Origin of the sequence: Rhodococcus sp. 3258 (genome assembly GCF_031456475.1) — a bacterium.
In the GTDB taxonomy this organism is placed as follows: Bacteria; Actinomycetota; Actinomycetes; order Mycobacteriales; family Mycobacteriaceae; genus Rhodococcoides; species Rhodococcoides fascians.
In genome coordinates this window covers 1,060,508-1,080,193 of sequence record NZ_JAVDUT010000001.1, presented here as the reverse complement: position 1 = coordinate 1,080,193, position 19,686 = coordinate 1,060,508, and the positions used below count along the sequence as shown (strand labels likewise).

17 protein-coding genes are annotated in these 19,686 nt (G+C 63.6%); 5 read left to right on the top strand and 12 right to left on the bottom strand.

Annotation, left to right across the window (positions count from 1 at the left end; translation table 11 throughout):
* Positions 1-282 precede the first annotated feature (282 nt).
* From J2X62_RS04980 to J2X62_RS04970, 3 genes are read right to left on the bottom strand one after another with little or no spacing between them, the layout of a single operon-like run.
* The gene (locus J2X62_RS04980; RefSeq protein WP_310178113.1) at positions 283-2,019 is read right to left on the bottom strand and encodes an ATP-binding protein; all 1,737 of its coding nucleotides are present in this window, start codon (positions 2,017-2,019) and stop codon (positions 283-285) included.
* A gap of 47 nt (positions 2,020-2,066) precedes the next feature.
* Entirely contained in the window at positions 2,067-2,444 is a 378-nt protein-coding gene (locus J2X62_RS04975; RefSeq protein ID WP_310178110.1) for a hypothetical protein, read from the bottom strand.
* Entirely contained in the window at positions 2,444-2,905 is a 462-nt protein-coding gene (locus J2X62_RS04970; protein ID WP_310178106.1) for a hypothetical protein, read from the bottom strand. The genes J2X62_RS04975 and J2X62_RS04970 overlap by 1 nt, the downstream gene beginning before the upstream one ends.
* 920 nt (positions 2,906-3,825) lie before the next feature.
* Here J2X62_RS04970 and J2X62_RS04965 point away from each other — a divergent pair.
* Positions 3,826-4,740 carry a HipA domain-containing protein gene (locus tag J2X62_RS04965; RefSeq protein ID WP_310178104.1) on the top strand — a complete coding sequence of 305 codons (915 nt, stop codon included), beginning with the start codon at positions 3,826-3,828 and terminating at the stop codon, positions 4,738-4,740.
* Entirely contained in the window at positions 4,737-5,498 is a 762-nt protein-coding gene (locus tag J2X62_RS04960; RefSeq protein WP_310178101.1) for a hypothetical protein, read from the top strand. Before J2X62_RS04965 ends, J2X62_RS04960 begins: the two co-directional genes overlap by 4 nt.
* Before the next feature lie 735 nt (positions 5,499-6,233).
* On the opposite strand, the gene J2X62_RS04955 is transcribed toward J2X62_RS04960, so the two are convergent.
* Together J2X62_RS04955 and J2X62_RS04950 are read right to left on the bottom strand one after the other, a co-directional pair.
* Positions 6,234-6,638: a nuclear transport factor 2 family protein gene (locus tag J2X62_RS04955; protein ID WP_310178098.1), complete on the bottom strand. Its 405-nt coding sequence runs from the start codon at positions 6,636-6,638 to the stop codon at positions 6,234-6,236.
* A 95-nt stretch (positions 6,639-6,733) separates the two neighbouring features.
* The gene (locus J2X62_RS04950; protein ID WP_032389115.1) at positions 6,734-7,294 is read right to left on the bottom strand and encodes a PadR family transcriptional regulator; all 561 of its coding nucleotides are present in this window, start codon (positions 7,292-7,294) and stop codon (positions 6,734-6,736) included.
* A 93-nt stretch (positions 7,295-7,387) separates the two neighbouring features.
* On the opposite strand from J2X62_RS04950, the gene J2X62_RS04945 reads away from it, so the two are divergent.
* A complete protein-coding gene (locus tag J2X62_RS04945; protein ID WP_310178091.1) occupies positions 7,388-8,164 on the top strand; it encodes an SGNH/GDSL hydrolase family protein in 777 nt (258 codons plus the stop codon).
* A gap of 34 nt (positions 8,165-8,198) precedes the next feature.
* On the opposite strand, the gene J2X62_RS04940 is transcribed toward J2X62_RS04945, so the two are convergent.
* Genes J2X62_RS04940 through J2X62_RS04930 form a run of 3 tightly spaced genes read right to left on the bottom strand, consistent with a single transcriptional unit; the run spans position 8,199 to position 11,359 of the window.
* On the bottom strand, positions 8,199-9,515 hold the full coding sequence (locus J2X62_RS04940) for a triacylglycerol lipase (RefSeq protein ID WP_222062781.1): 1,317 nt from the start codon (positions 9,513-9,515) through the stop codon (positions 8,199-8,201).
* 54 nt (positions 9,516-9,569) lie between these two features.
* Entirely contained in the window at positions 9,570-10,556 is a 987-nt protein-coding gene (locus J2X62_RS04935; protein ID WP_310178086.1) for a phytanoyl-CoA dioxygenase family protein, read from the bottom strand.
* A complete protein-coding gene (locus tag J2X62_RS04930) occupies positions 10,547-11,359 on the bottom strand; it encodes a class I SAM-dependent methyltransferase (protein WP_032366869.1) in 813 nt (270 codons plus the stop codon). Before J2X62_RS04930 ends, J2X62_RS04935 begins: the two co-directional genes overlap by 10 nt.
* A gap of 63 nt (positions 11,360-11,422) precedes the next feature.
* Between J2X62_RS04930 and J2X62_RS04925 the strand changes: the two genes are divergently transcribed.
* A complete protein-coding gene (locus J2X62_RS04925; RefSeq protein WP_310178083.1) occupies positions 11,423-12,283 on the top strand; it encodes a class I SAM-dependent methyltransferase in 861 nt (286 codons plus the stop codon).
* 153 nt (positions 12,284-12,436) lie between these two features.
* Here J2X62_RS04925 and J2X62_RS04920 read toward each other — a convergent pair whose 3' ends face one another.
* On the bottom strand, positions 12,437-13,456 hold the full coding sequence (locus tag J2X62_RS04920; protein WP_310178080.1) for an NADP-dependent oxidoreductase: 1,020 nt from the start codon (positions 13,454-13,456) through the stop codon (positions 12,437-12,439).
* Between the two features lie 104 nt (positions 13,457-13,560).
* Between J2X62_RS04920 and J2X62_RS04915 the strand changes: the two genes are divergently transcribed.
* Positions 13,561-15,141, top strand: a complete 1,581-nt coding sequence (locus J2X62_RS04915; RefSeq protein WP_310178078.1) for an MFS transporter — start codon at positions 13,561-13,563, stop codon at positions 15,139-15,141.
* Between the two features lie 31 nt (positions 15,142-15,172).
* Here the strand turns inward: J2X62_RS04915 and J2X62_RS04910 are convergent, their stop codons facing one another.
* The 3 genes from J2X62_RS04910 to J2X62_RS04900 are packed head-to-tail and all read right to left on the bottom strand — an operon-like array spanning position 15,173 to position 19,673.
* Entirely contained in the window at positions 15,173-16,192 is a 1,020-nt protein-coding gene (locus tag J2X62_RS04910; RefSeq protein WP_032386767.1) for an ABC transporter substrate-binding protein, read from the bottom strand.
* A 40-nt stretch (positions 16,193-16,232) separates the two neighbouring features.
* Positions 16,233-18,425, bottom strand: coding sequence for a 3-hydroxyacyl-CoA dehydrogenase NAD-binding domain-containing protein (locus J2X62_RS04905; protein ID WP_310178075.1), 2,193 nt, complete (start codon positions 18,423-18,425; stop codon positions 16,233-16,235).
* 36 nt (positions 18,426-18,461) lie between these two features.
* Positions 18,462-19,673, bottom strand: coding sequence for an acetyl-CoA C-acetyltransferase (locus J2X62_RS04900; protein ID WP_032366863.1), 1,212 nt, complete (start codon positions 19,671-19,673; stop codon positions 18,462-18,464).
* Between the last annotated feature and the right edge of the window lie 13 nt (positions 19,674-19,686).

The following is a 19,686-nucleotide window of genomic DNA, read 5'->3' as shown; positions in this document are numbered from 1 at the left end:
AAGCCTCCGCCGAAGGGAACCCCTGCGAACTGCTGAGAAGCGGTACAGAGGGGTTCCGTTTTCCTCATGCAGCAAGAGAACAGTAAGACTCCGCCCCCGCCTCCGGAACGCCGCCAGTTCCGGTGCCGATGGTGGTGAGGCATCGCAAGAATCTTTCAGTGCGCCAGAAGGAGCGAGTTAACCGGTGATTTAGTTCGGTCCGTCGAGACGCCGAACTCGTAACCGATCCAATCGGAATCGATGATCGGTGGGGTGCCGCGAACGAGGCACCCCACCTGTCTGTCAGTCTTCCTTGATCGCTTCCGTCAGGTATGCCTTGGTGAACTTGCCCCAGTCGGAACGCAGTTCCTCGAAGATGCTCGGGTTGGGGTTGAGGTTCTCTGCTTTTGCGTAGGCGAGGACGAGCAGATCCATCGCTTTATCTGCCTTACGGATCAGAGCGATTAGTTCCTCTTCACTTGTTCCATTCGTCCCTTCCAACGCAACCCTTCTGATCGGGAGGAAGACATCGCGCCACAGAGGATGACGCTGGTTGATCTTCACGATCGCCTTGCCGTTGAGGTGCTCGATGTCGAACATTTCCGATCCCGGCCATGCCGCGTCGACCATGGTGATCGGCTTCGCCTTGACCTGCTCGCGAATCTTGTCGATGGCTTCGGTCTTCTCGTCCTGATTCAGCTGAAGATCCTCGACAAGATCCGTGAACATCTGCTCGGCCTGCTCTTCGGTGACATCGTGCCCCGCTTGCCCACGCGGACTGGTCTTGTCGACCGTGGCGACGGTGTCGGTGGCGGCATCGTGTGCGCCTGCCGCCGCGCGTTCCTGGGTTTCCACATCTCCCCAGTGTTCGCGAATCTTCTTACGCGCCTGGCGGACAGGACGGTCCAGCCATGCCCGGAGTTCACTGCGCAGCTTGTCCACCGGGACCGCGCCGTGCTTGACGTTGCGGACCTGGAAGAACTCGTCGAGTGCGGCGGGGAACCGGATTTCGATTCCGAAATACCGATCGACCTTCTCGATACCGGCCGGAAGAAGGCGCGGAACGATGCCGTAATTGATCTCACGGCCGTTGCGGACCATGCTGATCTTCCCGGCGCGGTCGGGGAGATCGAATTCCTTGATGTCCCGACCCAAATGATCGTTACGTCCACCGTCACCAGACTTGTGCCGGAATTCGGCGGGTGCCAGACTGACCGTGACGTGGATGCTGTGCCCGTCGACGATCTCAATGTCTCCTTCGTCAATCACTTCTCCGCGGACGGTAGCGGGTTTGTAGCGCTTGATGATCCGAGGGTTGTCCATCAGGAACAGCGGATCGAGGAGGGTGACAGGCTGGCCGTTAAGTTCGATAACCATCCCCTTGTCGAGGTAGGAGCGGTATGCCCGGGCGATGAACGTCCGCAGATCGGCGAGCTTCTGGTCCAGAGACGTTCCGAAGTTCCCGCCGCTGGTCAATCGGTCGATCTTGCCGAACACCACCAGCGTTCCCGAAGAGAAGGATTCGCCCACCGGGTCGTTCATCAATGCCGCGAAGTGCGGTGGCCAGGCGTCGACGGGCTGAGCCTCGATGGAGAACTGGGTTCCCCCTTTGACCTCGTCGAGGTCGAGGTAGCTGTGCCAGATCTGGTCATTGCTGCGGCGTTTGGTGTAGATGTCGATCCTTCTACCCAGACTCAAACCGGCCAACTTCATGCCGACTCCGAACCTTCCGAGTCCGCCACGCTGTCCGTAACGTGTGCTGAATCCCAATGACAATGCACGGGCCATGATCTCGGGCTTGATGCCGTCGCCGTCGTCGGCGAACGCGAGCTCCTCGATCGATTTCTTGCCCTCCCCGTAGCGGCTTTCAACCCGGATGAGGTTGGCTCCGGCTTCGATGGAATTGTCGACTGGTTCTCCGGATGCGGCAGTGAGATCGAATCCGGAGTCGCGCATGGATTCGAGAGCTGTGTCGATCTGGATGATGTCGGCGGGACCGCTCTCGCTTGCGGCGGTGTCCTTGGTGGGTGTTGTGGTCATGATGGTGTCCTCTCGTGTCTGGGGCGGGAAGGTCTCCGTCCCGGTGATCAGATGTGCGGCGTTGCCGTGAGGTGAATCCGATTCGCCAATACTGAGGCGATGGTGTGAGGGCAGAACGGGCAGGTGTGTTCGGTGTATCCGGGTGTGGCGGGATGGATCAGGTTCGTCAAGGTCCCTTTCCAGCCGTGGAACAGGCTGCACTCGCTTTCGAACGCATGCTGAACGGTCCGGTGGACGTCGTAGGTGAAATAGTCCGCCCTGTGTGTGAGTGCGTGCTCAACGAGCCGCCGGCGGAGGTCGGTGTCACTGCGGCCGACGTAGATGACGACACCGTTCTTGTAGAGCGAATAGGTGCCGATCTGCGCTTGCGGGATCACAGCCCGAATCAGCCAGGGTCGGAGCTGCCAGGGCCGCATTGTGGCCATCAGTAACGTCCTGCCGCTGCATATGCGAGACGGCCTGCTTTTCGTGCTCGGGAGATGTGCTCGCGCATCCGCACGATTGGGATTCCCCAAGACTCTGCGAGATCCGGTGCTTCGGCGCCTTCGAGCATGGCGCGCAGGATCTTTCGGTGCGGGGCCGAGACAGGTGCAGCTACCAGCCACGTCTCGAGCTCGACTCGGCCAAATCCACCGTCTGTGAAGTCGAGGTCACGAGCGGTTTCGTCGAGTGAGGAGGGGGGAGCGAGGATGCGGCGGCGAGCGATCACTTTGGCGGCGTTGGAGTGCGCGCTGCGGACCTGAAATGCCGCGGGGGTGGACTTGCCGGGATTGCGAACAAGTTCATCGAGAGCGTGATCGATGCGTTCGATCTCGTAGATATCGTGGGCCTTACCGGCCTGCTTCTGGAGTCCGAGGTACGCGGACTCCACCTGTGTGGTGAACATGGGATTCTCCTGGTCTGACTGCGGCCCCCGTTCGGTGGGACGCGGTCGAAAGTGGAAAAGCAATGTGAAGTTGTGTAGTTGAGGGTACAGCAGGTGACCGACTTTGGTTGACGAACTGAATTATTCGTACCTGTGGTGGTCGTGCTGCCCTTCATTGGAAGAGGGGGTGTGACCGGATTGATTGTTGCAGGCGGGTGCGAATATTTCTTCATCGATGTCGCAGGCACTGCCATGCGTGCGGGATTGGAGCCAAAGACGGCACCTCGGCGCTGATAGCTCACTCTGTGCTCGGCGGCCAGGCTTCGAACGGTCGCTAGCCGCCAACGAATCCGCAACAGCAGCCGAAGACGCCCACGTCATCGTTCATGAAGCACACGGTGCGATGGAAACCGCCGTACCCTGAAAGCCTCAACCTCCGCGCATGAAGGATGGCGATGCTGGGTGGGCTTCTCGACGTAACGGTTGAATGGTCCCAGAACGGCAAGGATCGCGACCCGTAGCGGGTGGCAGGCACGCAGACGCCACTAGACCTATACGCGATTCTGTCCTACGGGCCGAGCTGGATGAACAGCAGGACGGTCCTGGTCTGACATGCTGTTATGAGGGTGGTCGGTCGCGCGCGTAGCGGCTCGGTCTTCCCGTCGGCGGCTGTTTTCGGCAATGCACTCTTCGAGGGCCCCAATCCTCTCGATCTATCGCAACCCGTGTATTTGCCCGCGCTCGTCCTTCAGGGGTGATGTGAAGTACCGGCCCCGGGTGTTCCGTGGGCGCGGTGAGGGACGGACGGTTGACGACCAAGGCAGAACGAATCGGACGTCAGAATCGCGTGTCCGGTTCGTGGACCGACAGTGGGCGACAATGGTCAACCGAGAGCTCAGGTGTCGACTCACTTCATCCTTCCTTATAGGTGCGATCATCTGGTGGTGCACCTCGACGCGTCGACGCTTGGTCATCCGTTCGCGGTTTGGGATATCTCCGAGTGGGTGGTGGTCAGTCAGGAAGCGCGGGGTATCGACCCAAAGGACTGGGTGGCGCTGCAGGAGGACGCGCCAAAGGACGGCCAGTCCTCGTGGTGGTTGTTCAAACCGATCAAGGCGGCGAGCTATCGCCGGTGCGACGACTGGTCAGAAAAGATGGCGTCCGAGCTAGGACGACTGATCGGGATGCCCACCGCACGAATCGAGCTTGCAGCAAGGGGCGGAGAGGTCGGGATCATCTCGCGAAACGTCACGCCAGACGGCTGCTCACTCGAATCCGGAGATACTCTGCTCTCAGAGTTCGATGGCTACCTGTCCAGCGCCGGCGACGATCGTCCGAAGAACCGAGTTGGCCACAACCTCGACAACATTCAACGACTACTCGAGGATGTTCGGGCCCCCGGCGAATTGGCCTCCGAGACAAGTGGCTTCGACCTGTTCGCCGGCTACTTGGTGTTCGACGCTTGGATCGCCAACACCGATCGTCACTCGATCAACTGGGGTGTCCTCACACAGAATGTCGACGGCAGTCGATTCCTCGCGCCGTCGTTCGACCATGGCAGTGCGCTGGCTTCTGGGGTGCAGGAAAAATCCATGGCGACTGGGAATGCACCGGTGTATGCCGAACGAGGTATGGCGCATCGTTTCGAGAACGGCAGGCACCTCCCGTTGGTGGAGTTGGCGTTGCAAGCGGTCGCCCGCGCTGGCACGGATGCGCAACAGTGGATCGAGCGAATTGGGGATCTCGACGCTGAGGCTGTTGAGTCCGTGGTGCACGCTGTTCCCGGAATGTCAGAGCTCCGGCGTAGCTTTGTACGTACGCTGTTGGACACGAACCGGAGGAGGTTGACAGCATGACCACCACTGCGGTCGACCACGTTCCTGCGAGCGCTCCCGAGACATTGAGCCGGCTTCTCGTTACCGTCCGCGATCCTGACACGCGCCAGTACGTACCGATCGGGTTTCTGCACCGCACGCTCGATTGCTACGAATTTTCCTACTTGGAGTCGGCCCTCGCACGTGACGACTTCCGTCCATTGCCCGGGCTGACGCACGCCATCAAAGTTCCAATGCGTGCTGCGGACCTGTTTCCAGTGTTCGCCGAGCGGGTCGTGTCCTCGCGTCGGCCGGATCGGTACGCGTCCATGGATGCGCTCGGTCTGCCGATGTCGGCCGCGCCGTTCGAGGTGCTTGCTCGCTCGCATGGGCAGCGGGTCGGTGACACGATCGAGTTGCTTCCCGCCCCGATAGCTGGCCCCGGCGAGTTGGTGTCCTTTCCTTTCTTGACGCACGGGGTTCGCCACCTGGCGCCGGAGGAACAGGAGCGCATTGCGTCGTTGTCGCGCGGCGACGACCTCCGTCTGGTCCGAGACAGCGACAACCCTGTCAATCTGCACGCGTTCCTCGTCACCGACGACGGAGAAGTTCGTTTGGGATGGGTGCCCGATCCGTTGATCGCCGTCTTCGAGTCGTTGACCGATCGGCGTCTGACGGTGGAGCGTGCGAACGGTCCCGAGATCGGGTTTCACTTTCGGCTGCTGGTCAATATTTCTGGGCGCACACATGCTGATCGACGTCTCTTCGACGGTGCGGAATGGGACACCCGTCGGGGCTGAGTGCCGCCCATCGTGCCCGCTGTGGGAGTCGCGATTCGCACTTCCTTGACGACTTTTTTGCGCCGGACGCGAGTACGTTCACCTGAACGCGCGTGTAGATATGAAGCCACCGAACAGCTGAAATCGGGCCTTCGCTAAGGCCAAGACGGTGGATCTCGGTGTCACGAGCGTGTCACATGTCGGTACGAACGGACGTGGATTCGGTTGGTCCCGCTTGGACGATCGACACAGGTCAGAGCCTCTGTGGTGGTTCCATGCGGACGTATCTGGTTGTTTCGCAACATACTTGTAAGCGAGCGGTCAACGGTTCAATCCCGTTAGGAGGCTCTCTTGGCTCCGATCCCGTCCCTGGGATCGGAGTTTGTGCGTTTTCGTCTCGGATCGACTCCTCGGTTTCGGATACCCGACGGCGATCGGAGTCAGGTATCCGAATCGGGGGAGCTGATCGAGTCGACGGCCCGCATCTACGCCCTTCGTCGGGATTTACACCCTTCGTAGGAGGTGTCGATTCCGATTGGGGCGTGGATTCAGGTCATCGCTGCGCAACCGCGGGCCCACCACATCGCCACGGGTCGGAATACGAAGAGCCGAGTCGTCGTTGACTTCATCGACGGTGTTCGATCCCAATGCCCCGGGTACCAACCATCAGCCGCTACGAGCGGCCACCTGCCGAGAGGCGCACTGGCGAACACCGTCACCCAACATCGAAAGTCCTGCATCACCCGCCGATGCGCGTCAGTCGGTCTTGTCTGCCGAACCCATCGAGCCCATTTCGGCGGCGAATTCTGTCGCCATGGCTTTGGAGAGTGCCTGCGCAGCCGACAGCGGACGCACCATCACGGTGAAATTGTCGATCAGGCCGTCGGAGTTCAGGTGGAGGATGTCGCAGCCGTGGACGGTCACGTCGTCGATACGGGTCTCGAAGAACAGGACGTGATCACGGCCGCCGATGTCTTCGACGGTTTTCACGTAGCGAAGGTCCTCGAAGACGCGGGTGACGGCGCGCAGTATCGCCGCGGTCAGCTCCTTGCCGTGGTACGGCTTGAATGCGACGGGGGAGCTGAAGACGACGTCCTCGGCCAGGGTGGCGGCCATGGCATCGTGGTCGTTGGCCTCGACGGCCTGTCGGAACTGCTGCACGCGTCATCTCCTGGGTGGGGCCAGGGCCTGAGACACCCTCGGCTGGTGACCGAACACTACACAACTTTGCGACTATGAACGGGTGTTCGGCGGGATCATCCGCGTCCGGCGCGGGTGTCGAGTACTTCGAGGACGCGGGCACCCCAGCGAAGCGATTCCTCCTCGAACATCCGTCCGCGCATCAGGGTGAGATACGGGCCGATGCGATCGGCGGTGGCCAGGAACTCGGTCTCGGTACGTCCGTCGAGCAGGCGGTGCGCCATCCGGTCGTACCGAGCCAGCTTGTCTCGTGAGAGCTGCATTCGTTCTCGGATCGCATCGGTCATCGGCTCGAGGTCCCCGGCTTCGAGAGCATGGATCGCCACCAGGTGCTCGTCGCGAATCGCAGGAAGTTTCGGTTGCCGATGGCTGACCTGGCGCAGCGCTGCGCGTCCCTTGTCGGTGAGGCTGAACAGGCGTTTGTTGGGTCGACCATCCTGCTCGACCAGTCGCGCCGAGATCACCTCGTCTCGATCCATCCGATCGAGCTCACGGTAGAGCTGTTGGGGAGTGGCGGTCCAGAAGTTGGCGACGGTTGCGTCGAACGCCTTGGACAGGTCGTAACCCGACATCTCCCCGTCGACCAGTGCTGCGAGCACGGCATCACGTAGCGACATGATCCAGCACAGTACCCGTCGCGAGGCGGCGGGCGGGCCAGGTATTAGACAACTTATTGTATATTGACGTCGAGTGAAAGAACGGTGAACGTGGTGGATCAGTCGAACCAATTGCGATATGTAGCCCTGGGCGACAGCCAGACCGAAGGGCTGAACGACGGCAACGACGACACGGGATTTCGTGGTTGGGCCGACCGGCTCGCCCAGCACATGGCTGAGGGCGCAGACGACGTCGTCTATGCCAACCTCGCAGTGCGTGGTCGTAAAGCCGCGCAGGTCAAGGCCGAGCAGTTGCCGGCTGCGTTGGCGTTGAAGCCGACGATCGCGTCCGTTGCTGCGGGTGTCAACGACATTCTGCGACCGCAGTTCGATGCGCGGACCGTGGCAGGTGAAGTGGGCGCAATGTTCGCCGCGCTCCGAGCGGCCGACTGCACCGTGATCACCATGACGTTTCCCCGCCTCGCTCACCCGGTCCCCGGAAGGGCCGTCATCGCCAGGCGTATGATCGAGCTGAACGCCGAGATTCGCAGAGTCGCAGCCGAATCCGATGTCGTGGTGATCGACCTCGAGAAGCACGACGTGGCCTCCGATCCACGGCTGTGGAGCTGGGACCGCCTGCACCTGAACGAGACAGGGCACGCGCGGCTCGCTGCGGCCGCCGCCTACGCCCTCGGTCTACCGGGTGCCACCGACGCATGGAATCTTCCGTTGGCACCGCTTGCCAGACCGCGCCTGCACTCCAAAGTTCGCGCCGACCTCACCTGGGCCGGAATGTTCCTCGCGCCGTGGTTGACTCGTCGGATTCGTAAACGCTCCTCGGGGGACAGTCGTACGGCCAAGCGGCCGGAGCTGACCTCGGTACTCGGGTAGAGCCGGGCGAACCGAAGCGAGCAGACCTGGTGAATCAGAATCCCGGGCCGAGAACTGCAGTGTTATCGACCAGGCTGCGCCGCATCCAGCTGTACACCCTCTCGTCGTTGAGGAGGGTGAAATGGTGCGCACTGTAGATCGCCAGACCGTCGTCCGGTCGAAGTCCTATGTTGCGGACCTTGTTTCGACCTCCGGCACTGTCGGTACGGACCAGACCGTCGCCCACGAAGACTCCGACCGGGTTGCGCGGACTTCCGGTGACGACCGCGGACGCGTGATGATGACGCACCCGTTCCGGGACCGAGATGTCCATGGCTGCACCGACATCGAAGCTGTCGGTGTACCGAGCATGACCGTCCTCGTCGGTGATCGCTCCGTGGATCAGATCACGGATACCGGCACTTCGACGCGCCAGTAGGTTCGCGAACGGCCGGGTCTCGGGTACGAGTGCCATTGCGGCCGCGGCGACGTGGACGCCGTGAGCAAGTGGCGCGCCCAGATGTGGTGTCCCCAGAGTGAATACGTCCGTCAGCAGATCCACCCATCGTCGACCGCCTTCGGCAGCGTGGTGAGCAGCGCTGCGTGAGACCAGCCCGCCCATGGAATGTCCGACCAACGTGATCCGGTGTACCCGGACGGGCCACGCCGGTACGAGCTGCTCCAGCAAGTCCGACAGGTCGGCACCATTGGCTGCAATTCGGCGTCCGGTGTTGTAGCGCAGAAAGATCGAGGTCGTCCCGGCTTCGGCGTCCAGCCGCTCTCCGTATGTGGGCCGCCCACCGAGCCGCCATGCGTATTCCGTTTCGACCAGCCCATGGACGAACACCACGAGGTGCGCTCCCGCAGTAGGAAACCCCGCGGCCAACGCTCGGTACTCCGGCGGTACAGGGCGTCCGTCGACTCGAATCGACATCGGATGGGCCAGTACCCGGGCTGTTCTCTCCATGTCGTCGCCGATGAGACCGTTCAGAACGGCGATGGTTTGCGCGCCACGGCTGGTGTGCGACGGTGACGGCCGCGAGTCGTCCTCGGCCACGTCGTCGCCGTCGGTCAGGGAGCCGTCAGCCAGAGAGCCGTCGGTCAGGGAACCGACGATCTTGGCTGCGCCGGTGCAGGCGGCCGCGACGCTCGCGTACGTGCCGGCGGCGATCGCGTCGTGCATCAGTTGTGTCGGCAGGGCGGCGGGACCGATACCGAGCTTCACGGCAGCGAACGTGCGTCGTGCAATTGCCGAGTGGACCGCGCGAACGCCACCCGCAGCCGACGCCAACTCGCGAAGTGTGAGCTCGCCGAGCTCACCCCACTCCTGTGTGCGCCGAGATTTCTTCCCCGGTCCAGGTTTCGTCCCCACCGGATTCAGTGTACGCACGTCCACTGAAACTGCTGGCCCCGCAGAATCGGCGTCTCAGTCCCGGCGGCCGACCACCGGGTTGAGCTCGGAGTTCGCGAGGCCACCGGGCTCGATGCCGGGGAGGAATTCGCGCCAGGTGCCGCTGATCAGGGTCGGCGACTCGACGACGCGGGTGCCGTCGGCGAAGTAGGTGGTGGCCAGTGCGCGACGCGGCTGTGTCGTCCGGTTCGGGCCTGCGGTGTGGAAGCACAGCGCGGAGTGGAAAGATACGTCTCCCACGGCGAACGGCTCGGACTCCACCGCCACGTTGCGCGTGCGGAAGCTCTGGGTGACGGCCTCGTCGTAGGAGGTGCCGACCTTGTCGAATTTGAGGTCTGCGACTTCGCCGAGAACGTCCCGTCCGCGCGCGAACGACAGTGGACCCATCGGGCCCGGAATGGCCGACATCGGCATCCAGGCGGTGACGGCGTCGGTGGTCTGCAACGGGAAGTGCTCGGCGTCGTGGTGCCACGGTGTGCGTCCGCAGCCGGGCTCCTTGGACAGCGCATTGTCGTGGTACAGCCGAACGCCGGGCACGTCGAGCAGTGCCGCGGCGAGGCCGCCGATCCGCGGTGACAGCGCCACGGCACGCATCAGGTCGTCGTGGAGCCACATCTGCTCGAGCGCGGTGAACCGGCCCGCAACGTCGTCGCCGTGCTCGGCTCGCAGTAACTCCTCGAGGCGCTCGGCGAGTCGACGTACGACGGCAGGCGAGAACACCGCGGGCAGCCGCACGAAGGCGTGTCGCGCAAATGCGTCGACGGCCGCCGGGTCGAGATCGTAGGGCTCGGCGAGTTCGTGCTCGACTTGTTCGTCCGTGGCGGCCTCGACATCCGGCAGTCCAGGGCCGTCGACCAGTTCTGCGGGTGCGGCGTCGTTGGCGGCCAGCGTGACGTACCAGTCCCACCAGTCCTGATCGTTGCCCGCCCAGTCCTGGTCGATACCGCCCTCGCGATTGCGTTCGGGCAGAAGCTCGTTGGTGGCAGGGTTGTTCAGAGCCACAGCAGGGCCGCCTCGTGCGAGAAGGTGTAGGAACCGGACGCGTCGCGGCACGAAGCGAGGTAGTCGCCTAGCACGGGGGCCGCCTCCATCTCGTCGAGTGACACGGAGTCGTCGAAGGCGCACCGCTGCAGAAAGCCTTCGGCGACAGCGCGATCGGACGTTCCGGTGGTGTACGAGACGCGCTGATCGCGCACGTCCGCGCCCGCGCGGATCAGCGCGTCGCGCACCTGCTCGGCCGTCGTGTACGGCGTTGCTTCGCGTACGCCGGCGCGGAAGGCATCGTAGAACGCGATGTAGTGGGAGGCTTCCGTAGCCTGCGCGACCAGACCGAGACCACCGGGAGCCAGTGCGGCCACGAATCTTTCGGCTGCGGCATCCAACTCCGCGGGCGGAAGGGCGTAGAGCGCGTGGGTGGCCCACACGACGTCGTAGCCGGCGTGATCGGCGGGCAGATCCTGCAGTGTCATCACCAGATCGCGCCGGGCGACGAAAGGCGCGGCCAGAGCTCCGCGTGCCTCGGCCACCGAGAATTCGGATGGGTCGAGCAGGTCGTAGGCGACCTCGGGTACTGCGGACAGGTCGGTGTACCGGCGGAGCGCAGTGGGGAATTTACCGCTGCCGCAGGCCACGTCGAGTAGCGACCAGCCCTCGTGAGCCCGGCCGGCGAGCAGCGTCGGCCAATCGGCTGCCAACGCCAGCTGGTGATAGTCCTCGGTGGCCAGAGCGTAGAACGCCTCCATACCCGTGCGGCCCGCCTCGCTCCAGTGCTCGAGACTGCGTTCGGCTGTGTCTCCGCTGCTCACGAGATTCCTCCTAGGAAGCCAACTACGACGCACCGGACGGGGCGTCATGGTTGACTCGGTCCAATGTCCAACATAGCTCCGAATTCGCCGACCGACACTGCCGTCGTGCTCATCGACGGATTGCGGGCGATGCGGCGCGGGGCCGAGGCGCTGGCGGGCCTGCCGCCCGAGTCCTACGCCGAGCACCATGCCGCCTTCGAGATGCTCTCCGATCAGCGCGGTCTGATCGCCCGGCACTTCGCAGATCGGCTGGCCGGGATGGGGAGCGGACGGCTTTCGGTGCTGTCGGTGGGCTGCGGCGACGGCTCACTCGATGCCAGGCTCGCAGCAGGCCTGGTGCTGCGGGCACCCGGCCGTACGGTCCGGTACGTCGGCATCGACCCCTGGATCGGCAGTACCGAGCTCTTCGCCGCCACGATGGCGGCGCTCGAGGCCACCGAACTCGACGCCAGCGCGTACGTCGCATCGTTCGACGACGCACCCGTCGACGAGACTTTCGACGTCGTGATGTTCGTGCACTCGATGTACTACGTCGCAGACTTACGAGCAACGCTGCATGCCGCGCTCGCCCTGCTGCGACCCGGCGGCGAACTGTGGGTGGCGATTGCGCCGACGGCCGCGCTCAACGCACTCGTCGAAGTACTCGCCCCTCCGCTGGAGGGCCATCGGCAATGGTTCAGTGCAGATATCGAGAAAGCGTTCGTCGACGCCGCGATCGTCCTCGACGACACAGTGACTCTCGATGCGCTGGTCGATCTTTCCGCCGCGAGCGACGAGGTGCTGGACTTCGCGGTGCAAGCCCGGTTGACGCCCGAGCTGCACGAGCCGGTGCGGGCCTACCTCGCGGCGGTATCGGTGCGTGGTGCCGACGGCGTCCCTCGGGTGCCCCACCCGGTCGATGTATTCAGAGCGACCCGTCACTGAATGCCTCGACGCCACTGAACGCGCTGACGCCGCTGGATGCGTTGACGCCGTTGTGAATCAGCTCCCCGCTTTCGGATTTCCGACGCCAATCGGCGTCCGACACTCAGTTGCGAGGAGCCGATTCGCTTCCCGCCGGCTCACAGTCGGCAGGGATCACAACCGGCACAGTGTCTTTCCGCTCGTTCGTCCGTTGAGTAGGTCGACCAGTGCGGTGGATGACTGCTCGAGGCCGTCGTAGACGGATTCCTCGTAGATCATGGTTCCGTCGACCAGTCGGCTTCCGACGGTGGATCGCATCGTGTCGTAGAGATGGCCGAATGAGCCGGCTCGAAATCCTCGTACCGACAAGCTCTTGGCTGTGATCTGAAACAGGTTCGACGGCAACGTGTTCGATGTTTCGTAGGTGGAGATTGCCCCGCACATCGCGACGCGTCCCTCGGGTCGAAGTGCGTCGAGTGCAGCGGTGAAGTGAGAACCGCCGACGTTGTCGAAGTATGCGTCGATTCCGTCCGGGGCAGCGAGCGCGAGAAGGTTGTCCAGGTCGCCGTCGTGGTAGTCGAACGAGCGGGAGGCTCCGAGGGCATCGACGAGATGATCGGCCTTGCGCCGGCTGCCTGCGGACGCGATCACCGTGCAGCCGTGGTGGGCGGCGAGTTGGGTGGCGATACTGCCGACTGCTCCTGCCGCGGCCGAGATCCAGACGGTATCGGACGGTCGAATGTCCATCACCTCGAAGAGGCCGACATAGGCCGTGAGCCCGGAACTGCCCAGCGGACCCAGGAACCACTGTTGGGGCCAGTCCTGGGTATCGATTCTGGTGAGGGTGCCCGCGCCGCCCAATCCGCCGGCGGTGGCAGAGACGACTGCGAAGTCGCGATAGCCGTACATGTGCGTCACCAGATCTCCCGGCCGAAAGTTCTCGTGCCGTGACTCGACGACGACGCCGAGTGCCAACCCCACCAACGCATCTCCGATTCGGAGCGGTGGCAGATATCCCGACGGTGCCGAGTCGCCGAGGCGCAGTCGAATCGACGGATCGATCGACAGCCACGTATTTCGCACCAGCACTTCGCCATCGAGCAGTGGGGCGAGCGGGATGTCCGCCAGCTCCAGATGCTCGGTCGTGAGTTTTCCGCTGGGACGGGCGGCGAGGCAGAGTACTCGACTGATCATGGTCTTCGATGACGTTCCTTCGAATCGGGTGATGCGGAAAACGCAACAATCTTTCCACAACTGAATTAGGTTCAAGTATAGGCCGCGTCCGAAAGGTGACACAGGTGAAATCGTCGAATCACATCAGTTTCTTTGCGCCGATGCGTATTCCGAAGTTGCGCCGGATGTTGGGCTTCGAGCTGAGCGCCAGTGTGGGCGTGTGGATCCTGGTTCTCGCTGCCCAGTGGACGCTCACCGAGTCGGGGGAGTCTGCGCTGGTGGTCTCCTCGGTCCAGTTCGCCGCCAGTGTGCCGTTCTTTCTTCTTGCTCTACCGATCGGGGCCATCGCGGAGTTCGCCGGTCATCGGTTGTTGCTCGCGGGCACCGCTATCGTCCTGCTGGTGGCGTCGATCGTCATGACGGCGTTGCAACTCCTCGGCCTGTCCTCCACGCCGGCGTTGATGACAGCGGTGTTTCTCGCCGGGTGCGGGCTCGCGTCGGTGGCAATCGTGTGGCAGGCCCTGCTCCCTCATCTGGTCCCTGCCGACATGATGGCGGTCGTTCCTGCAATCGACGGTGCCATTTTCAACGGGGCGCGCGCAGTCGGACCGGTGATCGGGGGTGCGATACTCGCATGGTGGGGTTCGAGCGGTGCATTTGCGACCGTTGCCGCGCTGTTCGCAGTCTGTGTCGTCGTGGCGCTCACTCAGGTGCCGCCCGAGTCCGGTAAGAAGCCCAAGACCGAATCCGTGCACCGCGCTGTCGGGGTGAGTGTGCGGTTCATTCGCCACTCGCGGTGGACTCGGCGACTGTTGTTGCGCGTCATCACGTTCGGAATTCCGGCCAGTGCCCTGTGGGCGTTGCTGCCAGTGGTGGCATACGAACGGCTACATGCATCGTCGGTTCAGTTCGGTGTTCTCTCGGGTGCCATCGGGATCGGTGCGGTGGCCGGGACCGTCGCACTGATGCCTCTCCGTGCACGGTTGAGCTGGAACACATTCGTAGCGATCGGTTCGATTGCGTATGCGGCGGTCCTCGCGGGCATCGTGCTCGTGCCGTCGGTGAGTGTGGTCTTCGTGCTGCTGGTCATCGTGGGTGCGGCGTGGGTCGCGATCCAGAGCACCTGGATGATCGCCACCCACGCTGTGATGCCGAAGTGGATCAAGTCGCGTGTCATCGCATTCGTGATGCTGACCTTTCAGGGCAGTCAGGCAGTAGGTGCCCTCCTGTGGGGGGTTCTGGCCGACGCAGTCGGTCTCGTTGCCGCAGTCATCGTCTCGGCGGCGATCATGTCCGTCTCCGCAGTAGAGATTCTCCGACGGGGAATTCTGCCGAGCGAATCGATAGCACCGGATCTGTCAGGAGGGGCAGGTCCGCCGGTACTCTCGACCGAATTCGACGGCCGCCGGATAACCGTCGAAACGACGTATGTCGTCGATCCGGAAAAGCTTGCACAGTTCGTCGACGATGTCGGACGCCTGCGATCGTCCAGACTCCGACTCGGGGCCGTACGGTGGTCCTGTGCGCAAATGTCCAGCACCAGAGCGACATTCGTCGAGCTGTGCACCTTCGAGAACTGGTCGGAGTATGCCGCCCAGGAGACGGAGAGGCTGACGGTGCCCGAGCATCGCATCAGGACCGCGATCGCCTCCCATCTGACGGCCGAACCGCAGGTGCGAGTGCTGGTGGATGTGGCACCGCGATAGTGGCGAACCCGGCCACCACATCCACCGACGTTCAGTTGAACTTGCTTTCCCATTCCTGTTGGAACTGCGAGACCTTCTCGGGCGTCAGTGAATCCGAATCGGGCAGCGAAATGTCTTGTGCCGACCCGACCGAGTTCTCGACATCGGGCAGTGCGCTGCCGTACCCCTTCGACAGGGCGCGTTGCCCCTCGGCCGATACCATGAAGTCGGCCAGCACTTGCGCGGCGTTGGGATGCGGAGCCGACGACAGCACGTGGGAGTAGTACGGCGCACCCCACGCCGGATCGGGAAGTGTCCAGTCGACCGGTGCACCTGCGTCCTTCTCCCGCACCAGTGGGGGAACCATCGGCGACGCGGCGATCTCGCCGGAGCTCAATGCCTGCGCCACGGCCAACGTGCCCGGGTACACCCGCGGTTCCTGCGCGGCGAGCTTGTCCAGAAAGCCGCCACCGGTCCAGTTCTCGTCGAAGAAGCGATACTCGTCGACGACGGCGGCGAACCCCGCAGGATTCACGACGCCCAGTCGGCCTTTCAACTTCGGATCCAACAGATCCTGCGGGGACGACAGCCCGGCAGGAACGGCATCGGTGTTCCACCCGAGTGCGAATATCGCTGCGCTCGTGAGGAAGAACGTGTCGTTCAGCATGCTCGTCGACCGAGCGTACGCCGGGTCGTCGAAGGCCGGCCCGACCACCGGCGTCGAGTAGGTTCCCGATTCGGACGCATTCGTGATCCATGCGGCATCGGTCGACATGTGTACGTCGGCAGTTCCACGGCCGGTGCGGGCTTCGGTCTCCACGCGCGGGTTGAGCTCGACGTCACTGCCTCGCGTGAACTCGAGATCGATGTCGGGATACTTCGACTCGAAGGCGGTCTCGAGTAGCGCGAGGTTCTCGGGATGCTGACTGGAGTACAGGTACACGGTTCCTTCCTCGTCGGCCGCAGCCACGACGTCGTCCCATGTGCCCTGCACCGGTGCGGATCCGGCTTCCTGCGAGGATTGCCCGCACGCCGCAGCGACGACGGTCACCGCTGCGATCCCGACGGACATCACCGATCGACGTACTGCATTCACAGCATTCTCTTTTCGTTCAGGACACGAGTGTATGGACGCGTTCTCCGCGTAGTGCTTTGTTCACCAACGACTGCGGCGGCTCGAAGTGAGCCCCGTACTTCGATGCCAACTCGCGTGCTCGGTCGACGAAGCCGGACAGCCCGCCGTCGTACTGGTCGATGTACTGGATCACGCCCCCGGTCCACGGCGGGAAGCCGATGCCCAGCAAGGACCCGATGTTCGCGTCGGCCACGCTCGTCAACACACCTTCGTCGAGGCACTTGACCGCCTCGATCGCCTCGGCGAACAGCATCCGTTCCTGCATGTCCACGAAGGGAATTCGAGTCGAGCCCGAGTCGAACGACGTGCGCACGCCCGGCCAGATCCCGGTTCTCGCACCCGATTCGTCGTAGCTGTAGAAGCCGCCGCCGCCGGCACGCCCGGGGCGGTCGAGTTCATCGACCATCCTGTCCATCACCGCGTCGGAGCCGTGTCGGCGAGGCGGGCTGCCTTCGCTCACCAGCGCGCGTTCGTTCTCCTTGCGGATCTTCTGCGACAGGGACAAGGTCACCTGGTCCATCAATTGCAGCGGTGGGACGGGGTAGCCGGCCTGCGCGCCTGCCTGTTCGACGAAGACCGGGTTGACGCCCTCGCCGACCGCGGCCATCGCTTCGTCGAGGAACGCGCCGATCACTCTCGAGGTGAAGAAGCCCCGACTGTCGTTGACGACGATGGGCGTCTTACCGATCTGGAACACGAAGTCGACGACCTTCGCCACGGTCGCGTCGGAAGTCTGCCGGCCACGGACGATTTCGACGAGGGGCATCTTGTCGGCGGGGGAGAAGAAGTGGATTCCGATGAAATTCTCGGGTCGGCTCACGCCGTCGGCCAGGATAGAAATGGGAAGCTGAGAGGTGTTGGAGCCGAGGACAATATCGGCGGGAACGATCCCGTCGAGTTCCCCGAACACCGCAGTCTTGACCTCCACGGACTCGAATGCGGCTTCGATCACGAGATCGACTGCGGCGCACTCGGTCGCGTCCGCGGTCGGCCGGATCCGGTCGAGCAGTGCCGCCGACCTCTCGGCCGTCGTCGAGCCCCGCTCGAGAGCTTTCGCTTCGAGTTTTTCGGCGTAGAGTTTTCCGCGATCAGCAGCGTTCTGGTCGAGGTCTTTCAATACGACCTCGATACCGGCCTTGGCGCACACGTAGGCGATCGCGGCACCCATCATTCCGGCTCCGATGACTGCCACCGAACGGGCTGTGAACGTATCGTGGCCGGCCGGGCGGGACGTGCCGCGTCGGATGGTCTGCATGTCGAAGAAGAACGCACGAATCATGTTCTGCGCCACTCGATCGGTCATCAGAGAGACGAAGTAGCGGGTTTCGATGCGATCCGCAGTGTCGACGTCGACCGACGCGCACTCCGCCGCAGCGGCGAGGATCGCCCGCGGTGCCGGGGCGGGTGCGCCCTTGAGCTGCTTGCGTAGCAGCGCCGTTGCGGCCAGAAGATTCTGAGCGACGGCAGGATCGGTCGGTCCGCCACCGGGTATCTCGAAACCCTTGACGTCCCATGGCTGCACAGCCGACGGGTTCTCGGCGATCCACGCCTTCGCAGCCGGAATCAACTCGTCCACACCGGCAACGGTTGCGTCGATCAGCTTGAGCTTTTTCGCGTCGGCCACCGAGTGCTGCTGGCCTTTCGCCAACACCTTCGACAGGGCGGCATCGAGTCCCATCAGTCGGACCGTTCTGACGATCCCGCCGCCACCGGGCAACAGTCCGAGTGTGGCCTCGGGGAGGCCGATTCGGGTGCCGGGCACATCCGCTGCGATGCGGTGGTGGGTGTGCAACGCAATCTCGAAGCCGCCGCCGAGGGCCGCGCCGTTGATCGCGGCCACCACTGGGCGGCCGAGGGTTTCGAGCCGTCGGAGAACACTCTTGATGCCGTCGATCCGCTCGGTCAAGGCGCGCGCAACGTCCCGCTCGTCGACAGCGCCCGGGTCTTTCGTCATGTCGTCGAGGTCGCCGCCCGCGAAGAACGACTTCTTGGCCGAGGTGATCACGACACCGGTGATGTCGTCCTTCTCGGCTTCGAGCCGCTCGACCGTGGCGGCCATCGACGCGATGTACGTATCGTTCATCGTGTTCGCGCTCTTGCCTGCGTCGTCCATCGTGAGTACGACGACGCCGTCGGCACCGCGTTCCCATCCGATCATGTTCTCGCTCATGTTTTCTCGTATTTCTCTGTGTCGACGATGGGCGGTTCAGAGGCGTTCGATGACGGTGGCGACGCCCATTCCGCCGCCGATGCACAGGGTGATCAGGCCGTAGCGGCCACCGGTTCGTTCCAGTTCGTCCAGCACGGTGCCCACCAGAATCGCGCCGGTGGCCCCGAGCGGGTGGCCCATCGCGATTGCTCCGCCGTTGACGTTGGTCTTCTCGTGCGGGATGTCGAGGTCCTTCATCCACTTGAGCACGACGGAGGCGAAGGCCTCGTTCAGCTCGAACACGTCGATGTCGTCCACGGTCAGGCCCGCTCGCTTCAACACCGCGACGGTGGCCGGGGTCGGACCGGTGAGCATGATCGTCGGTTCGCTGCCGACCTGAGCCGTGGCCACGATGCGGCCACGGGGAACCAGGCCTGCGCGTGCTCCGGCCGCGGCGCTACCGATGAGAACCAGGGCGGCACCGTCGACGATCCCCGACGAATTACCGCCGGTGTGAACATGATCGATGCGTTCGACGTCGACGTACTTCTGCAGCGCTACGTCGTCGAAACCCGCGGCTTTGCCCAGCGCGGCGAAGGCCGGCTTCAATGTGCCCAGGCTGTCCGTGGTGGTTCCCGGGCGCCGGTGCTCGTCGTGGTCGAGCAGGGTGACGCCGTTGAAGTCCTCGACTGGAACGACGGATTTCTTGAAATAGCCTGCACTCCAGGCTGCCTCGGCGCGTCGTTGGGACTCCGCCGCGTAGGTGTCGACGTCGTGACGGGAGAAGCCCTCGACCGTCGCGATCAGGTCGGCACCGATTCCCTGCGGAACGATGTAGAGGTCGTATGCGGTGGCCGGGTCGGTGAACAAGGCACCGCCGTCGCTGCCCATCGGTACCCGAGACATCGACTCGACGCCGCCGGCGATCACCAGATCGTCCCAGCCGGACGCGATCTTCTGGGCGGCCAGGTTGGTCGCTTCGAGCCCGGACGCGCAGAAACGATTGATCTGGGTGCCGGGGACCGATTCCGGTAGGCCCGCCACCAATGCGGCTGCGCGCGAGATGACCGCGCCCTGTTCTCCGACCGGTGAGACGACGCCGAGGATGACGTCGTCGATGTCGGCCGGATCCATATCGGGGAATCGAGCCCGGAGTTCGGTGATCAACCCCGCGACGAGGTCCACCGGCTTGGTGCCGTGCAGCGATCCGTTGCGCCCCTTGCCTCTCGGGGTACGAATGGCCTCGAAAATCAGTGCTTGCTCAGGCATCTCGCTCTTTTCT

Bases quoted from the DNA above. Each gene is read 5' to 3' on its own strand.
- J2X62_RS04910 (WP_032386767.1), bottom strand. From the start codon at position 16,192: ATGTCCGTCGGGATCGCAGCGGTGACCGTCGTCGCTGCGGCGTGCGGG.
- J2X62_RS04975 (WP_310178110.1), bottom strand. From the start codon at position 2,444: ATGGCCACAATGCGGCCCTGGCAGCTCCGACCCTGGCTGATTCGGGCT.
- J2X62_RS04950 (WP_032389115.1), bottom strand. From the start codon at position 7,294: ATGTCGCTACGTGATGCCGTGCTCGCAGCACTGGTCGACGGGGAGATG.
- J2X62_RS04920 (WP_310178080.1), bottom strand. From the start codon at position 13,456: ATGATCAGTCGAGTACTCTGCCTCGCCGCCCGTCCCAGCGGAAAACTC.
- J2X62_RS04900 (WP_032366863.1), bottom strand. From the start codon at position 19,673: ATGCCTGAGCAAGCACTGATTTTCGAGGCCATTCGTACCCCGAGAGGC.
- J2X62_RS04970 (WP_310178106.1), bottom strand. From the start codon at position 2,905: ATGTTCACCACACAGGTGGAGTCCGCGTACCTCGGACTCCAGAAGCAG.
- J2X62_RS04960 (WP_310178101.1), top strand. From the start codon at position 4,737: ATGACCACCACTGCGGTCGACCACGTTCCTGCGAGCGCTCCCGAGACA.
- J2X62_RS04980 (WP_310178113.1), bottom strand. From the start codon at position 2,019: ATGACCACAACACCCACCAAGGACACCGCCGCAAGCGAGAGCGGTCCC.
- J2X62_RS04905 (WP_310178075.1), bottom strand. From the start codon at position 18,425: ATGAGCGAGAACATGATCGGATGGGAACGCGGTGCCGACGGCGTCGTC.
- J2X62_RS04925 (WP_310178083.1), top strand. From the start codon at position 11,423: ATGTCCAACATAGCTCCGAATTCGCCGACCGACACTGCCGTCGTGCTC.